The 12,485-nt window shown below is 67.4% G+C and carries 10 protein-coding genes; all 10 read right to left on the reverse strand.

All coding sequences use genetic code 11. The annotated features are described in order from the left end of the window. Positions 1-55: 55 nt before the first annotated feature. The 10 genes from ABIC78_RS09275 to ABIC78_RS09320 all read right to left on the reverse strand — a co-directional run bounded on the left by ABIC78_RS09275 (position 56) and on the right by ABIC78_RS09320 (position 12,453). Positions 56-2,926: a TonB-dependent receptor gene (locus tag ABIC78_RS09275; RefSeq protein WP_354489163.1), complete on the reverse strand. Its 2,871-nt coding sequence runs from the start codon at positions 2,924-2,926 to the stop codon at positions 56-58. A gap of 105 nt (positions 2,927-3,031) precedes the next feature. Then, the gene (locus tag ABIC78_RS09280) at positions 3,032-4,015 is read right to left on the reverse strand and encodes a FecR family protein (protein WP_354489165.1); all 984 of its coding nucleotides are present in this window, start codon (positions 4,013-4,015) and stop codon (positions 3,032-3,034) included. Then, positions 4,012-4,605, reverse strand: coding sequence for an RNA polymerase sigma factor (locus tag ABIC78_RS09285; RefSeq protein WP_354489167.1), 594 nt, complete (start codon positions 4,603-4,605; stop codon positions 4,012-4,014). The genes ABIC78_RS09280 and ABIC78_RS09285 overlap by 4 nt, the downstream gene beginning before the upstream one ends. Before the next feature lie 65 nt (positions 4,606-4,670). Beyond that, positions 4,671-6,404 carry an FAD/NAD(P)-binding protein gene (locus tag ABIC78_RS09290; RefSeq protein ID WP_354489169.1) on the reverse strand — a complete coding sequence of 578 codons (1,734 nt, stop codon included), beginning with the start codon at positions 6,402-6,404 and terminating at the stop codon, positions 4,671-4,673. A gap of 74 nt (positions 6,405-6,478) precedes the next feature. Continuing rightward, entirely contained in the window at positions 6,479-7,075 is a 597-nt protein-coding gene (pnuC, locus tag ABIC78_RS09295; protein WP_354489171.1) for a nicotinamide riboside transporter PnuC, read from the reverse strand. Continuing rightward, positions 7,072-8,181 (reverse strand): phosphotransferase enzyme family protein, encoded by a 1,110-nt coding sequence (locus ABIC78_RS09300; protein WP_354489489.1) that lies wholly within the window; start codon positions 8,179-8,181, stop codon positions 7,072-7,074. The genes pnuC and ABIC78_RS09300 overlap by 4 nt, the downstream gene beginning before the upstream one ends. Before the next feature lie 26 nt (positions 8,182-8,207). Further along, positions 8,208-10,544, reverse strand: coding sequence for a TonB-dependent receptor (locus ABIC78_RS09305; protein ID WP_354489173.1), 2,337 nt, complete (start codon positions 10,542-10,544; stop codon positions 8,208-8,210). Between the two features lie 102 nt (positions 10,545-10,646). After that, on the reverse strand, positions 10,647-11,675 hold the full coding sequence (gene arsB, locus ABIC78_RS09310) for an ACR3 family arsenite efflux transporter (RefSeq protein WP_354489177.1): 1,029 nt from the start codon (positions 11,673-11,675) through the stop codon (positions 10,647-10,649). Positions 11,676-11,678: 3 nt separating this feature from the next. Beyond that, positions 11,679-12,107, reverse strand: a complete 429-nt coding sequence (arsC, locus tag ABIC78_RS09315) for an arsenate reductase (glutaredoxin) (protein WP_022677753.1) — start codon at positions 12,105-12,107, stop codon at positions 11,679-11,681. A 13-nt stretch (positions 12,108-12,120) separates the two neighbouring features. Then, entirely contained in the window at positions 12,121-12,453 is a 333-nt protein-coding gene (locus ABIC78_RS09320; RefSeq protein WP_354489180.1) for an ArsR/SmtB family transcription factor, read from the reverse strand. Positions 12,454-12,485 lie beyond the last annotated feature (32 nt).

A 12,485-nucleotide genomic window follows, 5' to 3' on the forward strand; every position in this document is an offset into this window, starting at 1 on the left:
AGAAGATAGGGTGTGCCGGGGGCCATGGGAGGGCAGCCCCCGGCACGAGGGGGCTTCAGAACCGGTAGGTCAATGAGGCCAGGGCGTTGCGCCCGGCAATCGCGCGGCCATAGAAATAGCCGTTGACGATCGTCTGCGTCTGGCCTTGGCGCGGGTTGCCTTCGGTAAAGCCCTTGGCGTTGGTCAGGTTGTCGATGCTCACCGCCAGGTTGAGCTGGTCGGTCAGGTTGAGATTGGTGCCGATCGTGAACACGCTATAGCTGGGCAGCGCCACGCCATTGCCGGCGTCGGCAAAGATCTTGCCCACGTATTTCCAGCGGCCATAGATTTCACCCAGCCCATGGGGCAGCGTGAACGACGGCGTCACGGTCAGCAGCTTTTTCGGCGTGCGTTCGGGCGTGTTGCCTTCGTATTGCGGCTGCGCCGTGCCATCAAACCGCAGGTTCACCAGGCGCGGCACCTGATACACCCCAGTGGCGGTGATGCTGAAGAACCGCGTCGGCCGCAGTTCGGCGTCAAGCTGCACGCCGTTGGTGGTATTGTCAGCCAGGGCGTTGACGGCATTGGCCGGATCGGCCGGATCGATGAACTGGTACGACTGGTTCTTGAACAAGGTGCGGAAGCCGACGATCGAGGCGGAGAGGATCGACGTGCGCAGGCGCACCCCGCCTTCATAGAGCGTCAGGTCGGTCGGGCCATGGGCGCCGCCGGTGTCGGCCCCGTTGGTCTGGAAACCCTTGGCCCCGCGCAGATAGAGCGAGACATTCGATGTCAGCTCGTAGTTGATCCCGGCGGTATAGGCCCAGTCGCTGAAACTGGCGGCGACATGGGTATAGGTGCCGTCAAACGTGCTGCCCACGTCGCGCGCCAGGCCGGGCGTGCCGGCCGGCACTGCTTCGTTGACCATGGCGGTGTTGCCGATGTTGGCCGAAATGTGCTGATGCTCATACCGCGCGCCAAAGTCGATGTGCAGCTTGTCGTTGACGGTCAATTCGTCGTTGAAATAGCCCGACAAGCTTTCGACGTGGCTGTTGTAGATGCCCTGGCCCCAGTTGCCATAGCTGAGCATGCCGTTGTTGGTCAGCTGGCCCAGCACCTGGCCACCCTGGTCCAGTGCCACCACGTCATAGATATGCGAATTGTCGCGCACGTCGTTGATCAGGGTGGCCACGGCCGATTGGTCGTTGCGCTGGCGCACGTCGTAATACATGCCGCCCACGGTCAGCGAGTTCTGGATCGCATCGCCGCGCGCGTCCCAGGTCACGCCGAAATTGCTGCCGAAATCCTTGGTGGCCAGCGTCTGGTGGTTGAGCACGGTCTGCTGCAACAGGCCATTGCCATTGAGCGCGTTGAGCGTGCCGGTATCCGAGGCGGCGATCACGTTGCCGGTCAGCGTATCGCGAATGCCGAACTGCGTGGTGCCCGGAAACGCCGCCGCGCCCGCCGCCAATGTGCTGGCAATCGGCGAGGTGCCCGGCGTCAGATAGTTGACCGCCGAGGAGAGGCCCGCCGTGCCCGAGCCACTGCCCGGGAAGATGCCGTTGAAATCATACTTGCCATCAAGATAGCGCGCGCGGGCAAACAGCTTCACGCCATCGGCCACCGGCTTTTCCATATCGATGCGATAGGTCCACGAGGTGGTGTGGATGCCATCCTCGCCGCTGAATGTGCGCAGGCGATTGCCCGTGGCCGAGGCATCGGGCACCGCGATCGAGCGGAACGCCTGGCCCAGGATATTGTCATAGCGCAGGTCGGTGCCCGGCACGCTGCCGATCTTGCCCGAGGCATCGACGGCAAACGGCATGTCGGCGTAATAGGGATCGTGCTCGTCACGGCGTTGCAGCGTCAGGCGCACAAAGCCATCGTCGTCGAACCGCTTCTCGATCTGGCCCTTCACCTGATAGCTGTTGTAGCGGAACGGCGAATGGCGCTGGCCGCGCTGGCTCCAGTAATAGCCGCTCAGGCTATAGGCCAGGCCATCGCTGATCGGGCCCGAAAGGTAAGCGTCCGCACGGAAATCGGAATAGGTCGTGCCGGTGGCGCGCACCGCCCCGCCCAGCTTGTCGAAATTGAGCTTGCGCGAGATGAAGTTGATCGTTGCGCCCGCGCCATTGGGGGCCAGCACGCCCGAGGTGCCGCCTTCGACCGCTTCCATGCGATCGACCGACAGATCCTGCTGGAAATAGAAATCCGCGCCGCCGCCGCCATAGAGGATCGGCAGGCCATCCTGCTCCAGCGTGATGAACGTCTGCCCGCCGCCGCGCAGGCCGCGCACCGAATAGTTGTTGGAGGCAGGGCCAGCCGTCGCCTCGACAAAGATGCCTGGCACGAGTTCGAGGGTTTCGGCAGTGGAACGCGGCGCCTTGCGCTGCAGTTCGGCCGCATTGGCCAGCGTCACGTTGCTGGATGAGTTGAACTGCGTACGCCGGCCCGAGGTGCTGCCGGTCACCACGATGACATCGGCGGGCGAGGCTTCGACCGGCGCGGGCGCCTCGGCTGCGGCGGGGGCCGGCGCAGGATCGATCGTCTGCGCGGCAGCAGGCGTGGCCATCGGGCGCGGCTCGCTGCGCAGGCGCGGCTGCTGGCCCGACATCCGCGCATCGGGCATGCCCGCATCGGCAAGAACCGCCGTGCGCCCATCGAACGAAACCAGGCGCATGTGGCTCGATGCCGCCAGACGGCGCAGGCCATCGGCCACGGTATAGCGGCCCTTGAGCGGGGCGATGCGGCGGCCCTGCGTCGCCGTGCCCGGCGCCAGGATCTGGATGCCCGCCTGATGGGCAAAGATCACGATGGCGTCCTTGGCCGGCTGGCCGGGAACGTCGAACTGGCGCACTTGTTCATCCGCCTGGGCCGGCGCGGCGGCGATCACCGCCGTGGCGGCGAGCATGGATGACGAAATGCAGAAGCGATGGATCGATCGCAAGGTATCCTCCCCTGAAGGTTTGTCACGCCTTTGCGGCGTTCGGCCCTACAGATGACTGGCCAACGATTTTCCGTCGACTCGGTCCCAAAAAAATTTCGAATGTATCTATTTCAGGATGCGGATCACGCCATCGCCGCGCTCCACCCGGCCACCGACCATCGCCGCGCAGGCCTGGGCAAAGCCATCCATGTCATTGGTCTGGAACGAACCGACCACGCGCCGGTCGGCCAGTGCCGGGTCCACTTCCAGGCGATCTTCGTGATAGGCGTTGAAGCGCTGCGCGGCCTGGGCCAGCGTTACATCATCCAGCACGATCTGCCCTTCGCGCCAGGCGAGTTCCTGCTGCGCGGCATCGGGCGCAATCGCGCTGACCGCCAGGCCCACGCCATCATCGAGCCGCGCGCGCTGCCCGGCCTTGACCAGTTGCGGCTCGCCGCCTTCGCTCCACACTTTCACGGTGCCTTCGGTCACCACCACGTCAACCCCGACGCCGGCGCGGCGGACGTTGAACGCAGTGCCCACCGCCTGCACCCGCACGCGGCCGGCGGTGACGGTAAAGGGCCGATCGGGCGCCTTGGCCACCTGGAACCAGGCCTCGCCCTGCGCCAGTTCCACGTCGCGGCGGCGGCGGGTGAACGATACACTCAATTCGCTGCCGCTGTTGACCACGGCCATCGAGCCATCGGCCAGCGGCACGCGGCGCATTTCGCCGATGCGGGTGCGGATGCCCGAACCCTGCGGCCACAGCGCCAGCGCGCCCGCGCCGATCAGGCCACCGGCCACGCCCACCCCGGCCAGCGCCATGGCTTGGCGGCGCGTGGTGCGCCAACCAGGGGTGGAAACATCTTCCTCCGCGTCGGCAGCACTATCATCGCCGCTACCATCACCGCATCCCAGCGCGCGGCAGCGATCAAGCAGGGCCATGCCCGCCTGCGCCCGCAGCAGTGCGCCGCGATGGCGCGGGTCGGCCGCCAGCCAGGCGTCCAGCGCGGCTTCCTCCTGCGCGTCGAGATCGCGATCGAGCGCGGCCGCCCACTGGCAGGCCTGCGCATCGATCGGGTTGGCGACGGGGTCCTCGTGATCGATCATGGCTGGTCTCCCTGCCGCGCGGGGCGGGCAAACAGCGGGCGGCGGCGGCGCGTGGGCATTTCGGCGCGTTCGCCCTCGGTCAACTGATCCAGCACACGGCGCAGGCCGCGCGCCACTTCGTTTTCGACCACGTTCTCGCTCAATCCCAGGGACGCGGCGATCTCGCGCTGGGGCAGGCCGTCGATCTTGCGCATGCGCACGATACGGCGGCTGCGTTCGGGCAGCGCATCGATCAGGCGCTCCACGCGCTCAAGCGCCATGCGCCCGGCCACGATCCGCTCGGGACTGCATTCCTCGTCCACCGCCCCCTGTTCCAGCACCGCCAGGCCGCTGGCCGCCTCGATCCGCACCACGCGTTCGCGGCGCACCTGTTCCAGCACGATATTGCGCGCGATGCGAAAGAAATAGCGGCGCGGATCGTCGATATGATCGACGCTGGAAAGCCCGGCCAACCGGCAATAGGATTCCTGGATCACGTCATCGACGTCGATTGCCGGAAAAGCCGTGCGCAGCCACGTGCGCAACGCGCGCTCGTGCGGCAGCACATGGCGGCTGACCCAGCCGATCAGGAACGAAGACATTGCAGGCATCACCGCACCGATGCACCGCGCAGACGTTTCCGTCATCCCGCGCGCAAAAATATTTTCGCGATGCGTCAGGCCGTTGGCCGCGCCACCATCAGCACGTCGGTGCCCTGATAGATCGGATCGGTGCGATCGAGCCAGGCCAGCGCGGCGTGGATATCGTCGCGCGAGCGGGGCTTTGCCTCGGCCCGGCGACCCAGTGCCGCCACGCAGGCGCGGGCCATGGCCGCGCTTTCGGTCAAGCCCTGGATGAACGGGTGGCGATGCAGCAGGAACGGCAGCGAGAGCACATGCACGCGCGATAGCGCCGGATCTTCGGGATCGAGTACATGACCTTGCGCCGGCGCCAGGCCTTCATGCCAGTGGCGGTCTTCGGCCAGGGCCTGCGCGCAGATGTGCAAGCGCAGCGTAGGAAAGGGAAAGTCTTCCAAACCCAGCGGCGCCTGGCCGCGCGCGTCGATCACTTCGTCAAACGGCTCGACCGCGTCGGGGGTGCCGATCGTCCAGCCACCATCGGCCGCGCGCGCCATGCTGGCATCGCGGCCGATGCACTGCACGGTCAGCACGCCCGCCTCGTGCAGCGCCAGCAGGCGCGCCACCGACAGGTGCGGTACAGCGGCGTAATTATCGACAAACACGCGTTTCAGCCCACGGGAAAAGCGCGCCAGATCAGCGTCGCTCAGGTCAGGCACGATGGTGGCAAACGCCTCGTGCATGCGCAGGATGGCGTGGCGCCAGGCGATCGTCTGCGCGCGAGCATGGCTGTCGCGCGCCTGGGCCAGGTTGGCGCGGGCATGGACAAAGGGATCGCTGCCCATGCGCGCGGCAAAATGGCGCGTGGCAAAGCTGTCAGCGTCGCACGTCGGCAGGTCGATCGTGCGGGCATAGTCGGGGTCAGCCTCGGCCAGTTCGCGGGCGAACAGGGCAAACGCGCGATCGAGGTCGCCATCGGCGCCGTGCACGACGGCGGCCAGCGCAGCCGGCGTGCAGTGGCGCAGCGGTGGCGCCTGTTCCGGCACCCAGAAATCGGCCTCGGGCAGCAGGCCGTGGCGCGACAGGAACGTCACCGCAAAGGGCTGCTCCATCGCATAGCGCAGCGTGCCATCGCCCGCTTCGTGGAATTGCCCGTGGCGCACGGCGAGCTCCACCGCGGCATCGATCGCGCTGAGCGAACTGCCGATCACGGCCACGCGCCGCCCGCGCGCGGTGCGGGCGCTCGCCCCGGCCAGCCGCGCGCCGACATCGGGCTTGCCATAGCCGCTGGCCACGATCACCGCGTCGAAATCGGCGGCATGCTGCTGGCCCCGCTGGGTCCAGATCACCCGCGCGCCATCGGGGCGGGCGACGATATCCTGCACTTCGGCATGGCAATACAGCTCTGCCTGACACGGGCCGGCCTCGGGCGCCATCAGGCGGCCCAGCTGGTCGGCATAATAGGCGCCCAGCGCCATGCGCGGGAAAAACGCGCGCGGATCGTGCGCCATCCCGGCCACGCCCAGCGCGGCCTGGCGCCGCGCAGTTTGCCGCATGGCCCAGGCATTGAGCGTTTCACCCACCGGCGGCAGTTCAAAGCCGGCGATATTGGCGAGCAGATGCGCGCCATTGTTGCGCGCGTTGAACGGGATGCCCTGCCCCGGCTGGCCGCCCGCCTCCAGCAGCGTGACGCGGCAGGCCGGCCCCTGGCGCTGCAACGCATCCAGCGCATAGACGGCTGTCGGCCCGGCACCGACAATCGCAATGGAAGGGAGGCTGGAAGACGCGGGAAATGGGCCGGATGACGACGGCGCGCAAGGCAGGGGTTGCATGATAGCCGATGAACGGCACGGGCGCCCGATCCGTTCCACCCTGCCCTGCGAAATCGTGCTTTCCTTGATATGGGTTACGAGATTGCCATCTCGCCGGGCATGGCGCCGCGCCGCCACTGCCGCCAGCCCAGCACGGCGAGCACCACCAGCGCGGCATAGAGCCCGGCGGTAAGCCACAGGCCCTTGAACACGAACATGCCGACATAGATGAGATCGGCCGCGATCCACAAAAGCCAGTTCTCCGCATGGCGCCGCGCCGCCCAGAACTGCGCCACCAGGCTGAAGCTCGACAGCGCCGCATCGATCCACGGCAGCGCCGCATCGGTATAGTGGCTGGTGAACCAGCCGATCGCCACCGCGCCCAGGGCGCCGCAGCCCAACCCGGCCAGCAACGCCAGCGGGCGCAGCGGCACCACGTCCACCGCGTCGCTGGCCCCGTCGGCCGGTGCGCCAGGATGCCGGCTGCGTGCCCAAGCCACCCAGCCATAGATCATCGCCAGGCCAAACAGCGCCTGCAGCACCATGTCGGCATAGAGCTTCACATCGAGGAACAGCTTGAAATAGAGCGCGCAGGCCAGGATGTTGACCGGCCAGCACACCATCATCCGCCGCGCGGTCAGCCATATCCCCAGCAAGCTGACGGCCACGGCCACCAGTTCCAGCGCGCTCATGCTTGATCCTCTTGCGCAATTGCGGAGAGCAGGGCCTGCCCCTCTGCCCCGGCGAACCACGCGGCATGGCCAATGAGATAGCCCTGCCAGGCCAGCGCGGCATCGCCCGGGCGCTGCACCTGCCCGGCGAAATAGTCCACCTCCGCCAGCGCGAATTCGACATGCGCCAAGGGCAAGAGCCGCGCCAGCAGCGCGCGATCGGCCTGGTCGAGCGGCGCTTCCTGGGCATAGCCCGCCACAAGCGCGCGGGCCTGCGCCATTTCGGCAAGGGGTGCGGTCCCCTCCCCCAGTTCCAGCCAGCGCACCACGCTGCGTTCCAGCGCGATCGCCAGGTCGAGCAGGGCAAAGCCGCGATCTGCCAGCCCGAAATCGAGCACGGCAGCCACCGCGCCGCCGCTCGTCCAGGTCAGGTTCGAGGGGTGCCAATCGTTGTGCGTCCACAGCGTGGGCCGCAGGCGCAGCGCGCTGGCCACGCCGGGCGCATCGTGCAGCGCCAGCACGCCGGCCAGTTCATCCTGCCAGGCGCGCCCCGCTACCCAGCCGGCCAAGGCCGGCCGCGCGGTGACATAGGCGCGCGCCGCCGCCTGCGGATCAGGGCTGCCCAGGATCGTCGCGCTGCTTACCAAGGGTTCGGCCGGGCGCGCCGGCGCGGCGTGATCGGCCGCGGCGCGGTGCAGGCGGGCCAAGGCGGCGCCGGCGGCATGGGCCTGGCGATCATTGAGAAACGGCGTCCACGAGGGCCGATCGCGATAGAGATCGTCGCCCGGCGCCAGGGGATGGGCTTCCCACACCCACTCACCCGCCGGCAGCACGGTGTGCCCGGCGGCATCGGCGAGCGGGCGCAGCACCGGCTGCCCGCGATCGGCCAGGTGGCGCATGAAGGCATGCTCTGCGCCCAGGCCCGCCACGCTGCGCATTGCGCGGTGATGCCGCTTGAGAAACACCGTGCCGTGCTCTGCCTGCGCCAGCGCGGCGGCCGAGAACGGGCGCGGGCTGTGCCAGTCCAGGCGCCGCAGTTCACCCCCTTGCGGCAGGCGCGCCAGCACCTGCGCCGCTTCAGCCAGGGTAATCGGCGGCCAGGCCGGCGCTTCCAGCGCCGTGCCCATGCCGTGCACGCGGTGTTCGGCCCCGCTCAAAACTGCCGCGCCAGGGTGACCATGAAGGCCCGCCCGCTGCCGATGTAATAGCTGGGCGCGGCGCCCGCGATCAGTGTGCCGCCTGTGCCGATGGTGTCGCGCGCCGCCGGCGTTACCGCCTGCACGCCCGACAGCACATGGGGATCGGTTACGTTGATGGCGTTGAGACGCAGATCGGTGCGCTTGCCGTCGAGCCAGCCGGCCAGGTGCACGCCGATCGACAGGTCGAGCGTGGCATAGCCGGGAATGCGCTCGTCATTCATGAACGTGGCGAACTGCGGCCCGAGGTATTTCATCGCGAAACTGCCGAACAGGCGCGTATCGTCATAGGTGCCGCCCAGCGCAAACTGCCAGGCCGGGCTCGATACCGCGACCTTACCCGCCGTGGGCAGGAAATCGCCACCCGCCGGCAGGTTGTCCTTGATCCGCGCGCGCAGCCACTCGCCCGAGGCATAGAGGCTCATCCCCGCCAGCGGGCGCCAATCGACTTCGGCGTCGACGCCCCAGCTTTCCTGCCGCCCGGCATTGAGCGTGGTGTTGACCATTGCGCCGTTGACGTTGGCCATCGTCGCCACCAGGCGGTTGCGGAAGGCATAGTGAAACCCGGTGGCCGAGGCGGACAGATTGCGCCCCTGCCAGCGCCAGCCCAGCTCCTGCGCCAGCGAATATTCGTTCTTCAGCGCGGTGGTGCCGTAGGTGGCAATGCCGCCATAGCCATCATAGGTATCGTAGAGCGTATATTCGTCGGGCGCGCGGAAGTTGGTGGTAATATTGGCAAAGACCTGCTGCCGATCGGTCAGCCGCACATGCAGCGCTGCGCGCGGCAGCGCGGCAAAGCTATCGAAATGCAGGCGGCCCTGGTTGCCGGGCAGATTGTTGCGCCCGGCGTGGAGCAGGTCCACTCCCTTGAAGCCCAGGTCCAGCGTCACGCGCGGCGACAGGGCCACGCTGTCGGCCAGGAAGAACGCCTTGGCCACGGTGATCGTCTTGGTATCGCCGATCGAGAACAGCCGTCCATCGGCGGTGCGCACGGCGTGTTCGTCGCGCGCCCAGCCATCGACCGGATCGCCATTGGCGCCCAGCGGGGTAAAGCTTTCCACCACGCGGTCGCTGCCATAGTCGATCCACAGCCCGGCCGTCAGCGTGTGGGCGCCGCGCGCCAGGGTCAGCCGCGCGATCTGCCCGGCGCGCATCTGTTCGCCCAGCCAGTTGCCCAGCACGTTGACCGTGCCGCCATTTTCCAGGCCAGCGAGCTTGAGCGGCGCGTCAAGCGCCTGGGTGCCCAGATAAGTACCGGGGTAATAGCCATCGGGCCCGAGCGAGGCGCCATAGGGCGAGTTGCCATAGCCGAACTGGAGATAGCTGGTGGTATCGAGCGTCAGCCCCGTGCCCAGCACCAGATGCACCGGCGCTGCGAAATAGAGGTTGCGGAAAGGCTGGCGATAGAGCCGCCAATAGTTGAGATCGCCCGCGCCATAGCTGGCCGACAGGTTGAACCCACGCCCCTGCGCCTGCCAATCGGCCAGCGTCGGGCTGAGGTAGGTGGAATTGCTCGCGTCGTTATAGGAAACCGACAGGCTGGCGGTGTTGCCGTTGCCCCATTCGCCGGCGATCTTGGCATCGATGTGCTGGCGCTTGTCCACCCCCGGCCCGCGCCAGTTGTCGGCGCTGTTGTTGGAATAGGACAGGAACGCGCGCACCGGCGCCTGGCCCAGGTTGCCGCTATCGACCCGCACGAACACGCGGCGTTCGTTGAACGAGCCGAGCGAGGCGTCGGCCATGACGCCGAAATCGCGGTGCGGCGCATCCAGGCTCAAGGCCAGCAACCCGCCCACCGCATTGATCACCGGCGCGGCGATATCGGCCGAGCCCTGGCTCAATTCCACCCGCGCCACGTTTTCAGGATCGGCAAACTGCGCCGGATAGGCAAAGTAATAGCCGATGTCATTCTGCGGCGCGCCTTCCATGGTCACGCCGATGGCATCCTGGCCCAGCCCGCGCAGGGTAAGGCTGGACGAGGTGGACAGGCCGAACGGATCGGTGCCGGCCACATTGGCGCCCGGCAGGATATTGACCAGCTGGAACGCGTTGAACGTGGCGGCCTGCTTTTCGATGAACGCCGCGCCGATCGTGCTGACCGCCTTGGGCGCATCGGTATCGGGCAACAGCCCTTCGGGATCGGGATGGCCGATGACGCGGATCGGCCGAGTGCCGTCACCAGTATCAGCATCATTGGCCGCAGCGGCATGGGCGGCCACGGCGGCCGTTCCCGCCATCATCGCCAGCGTCATGGCCGCGCCCCGCATGGCCCGCTTGCGCGTCGTGCCGATCATCCCTGTTACACTTTCTTCTGCCTGCAAAGGGGGCGCGCCTACACCCTTATGCACGGCGGCGAAAGCATGGCCTTTTGGCGGGGGGCAAGTTTGCCGCAGGGTTCAGGCCGATGCCTGTTCATACCAGCCGCGCGTGGCCTTTACCACGTGCACGATCGACAGCATCACCGGCACTTCCACCAGCACGCCCACCACCGTGGCCAGCGCCGCACCCGATTGCAGTCCGAACAGGGAAATCGCGGCCGCCACTGCCAGTTCGAAGAAGTTTGACGCACCGATCAGCGCGGCGGGCGCCGCCACGCACCAGGCCACCCCCAGGCGGCGCGACAGCCAATAGGCCAGCGCGGCATTGCCATAGACCTGGATCAGGATCGGCACGGCCAACAGCGCGATCACCACCGGCTGTGCCACGATCGCCCGGCCCTGGAAGCCGAACAGCAGCACCAGCATGGCCAGCAACGCGACCAGCGACACCGGGCCAAGCGCGGCCAGCAGCCTGCCGAGCGCCGGCTGTCCGCCGCGCGCCAGCACGGCACGGCGCAACACTTGCGCGGCAATCACCGGCACCACAATATAGAGCACGACCGACAGCAGGAGCGTGGCCCAGGGCACCTGCACCGCCGCCACGCCCAGCAGCAGGCCGACCAAGGGCGCGAACAGGAACACCATGATCACGTCGTTGAGCGCCACTTGCGACAGCGTATAGGTCGGCTCCCCATCGCAGAGGTTGGACCACACGAACACCATCGCCGTGCACGGCGCGGCCGCCAGCAGGATCAGCCCGGCGATATAGGATGGCCCCTGCCCGGCCGGCAGCAGCGGCGCGAACAGCCAGCCGATGAACAGCGTGCCCAGCAGCGCCATCGAAAACGGCTTTACCGCCCAGTTGATCAGCAGGGTTACACCCACGCCTTTCCAGTGCTGGCGCACCGCACCCAACGCCGCGAAATCGATCTTGAGCAGCATCGGCACGATCATCAACCAGATCAGCCCTGCCACCACCAGGTTGACCTGTGCCAGCTGCGCGGCGGCAATCGCGGCAAACAGCCCGGGCAAGACCTGGCCCAGCGCCACGCCGGCCACGATGCACAGTGCCACCCACAGCGAAAGATAGCGTTCGAACGTGCCCATGGTTCAGATCACCCGCTGCCCGGCGGCATCGACCACAACCTCGCCATCTTCCTTGGCAAAGGCACCCAGCTGCGCGTGGGGCAGCAGGTCCAGCACCGCTTCGGACGGGCGGCACAGCTTGACCCCCAGCGGCGAGACCACCAGCGGGCGGTTGATGAGGATCGGATGGGCCATCATCGCATCGATCAGGGCGCTGTCATTCAGCGCGGGATTGTCGAGGCCCAGTTCAGCATAGGGCGTGCCCTTTGCACGCAACAGTTCGCGCGGCGTGATGCCCGCGCGCACGATCAACTGCGCCAGCAGATCGCGCGCCGGCGGCGTCTTGAGGTATTCGACCACGTGCGGCTCGATCCCGGCATTGCGGATCAGCGCCAGCGTATTGCGCGAGGTGCCGCATTCCGGGTTGTGATAGATGACGATGTCGACACTCACGCCGCAGATCCTTTCAGCAACAGGGGGATAGCGCCGCGACCAGTGGCGCGCACAGCGCGGCATTCCCCGCGCAGCAATCGGTGACCAGGAACAGCATCACGGCGCGCAGGCCATCGAGGTCTGCCCGATAGACGATCGTGCGCCCTTGCCGTTCTGACTGCACCAGCCCGGCGCGGGCGAGGATGCCGAGATGCGCCGACATGGTGTTTTGCGGCACGCTGAGCAGGCGGGCGATTGCGCCCGCCGCCAGCCCGGCCGGCTGGTGCCGCACCAGCACGCGAAACACGTCTAGCCGCGTGCCCTGCGCCAAGGCACCCAGCGCCGCTATGGCCGAATCACTATCCATATATCCAGATTAATGGATATGTTTCGCGTTGA

Source organism: Novosphingobium sp. 1529 (assembly GCF_040544855.1).
GTDB classification, from domain to species: Bacteria; Pseudomonadota; Alphaproteobacteria; order Sphingomonadales; family Sphingomonadaceae; genus Novosphingobium; species Novosphingobium capsulatum.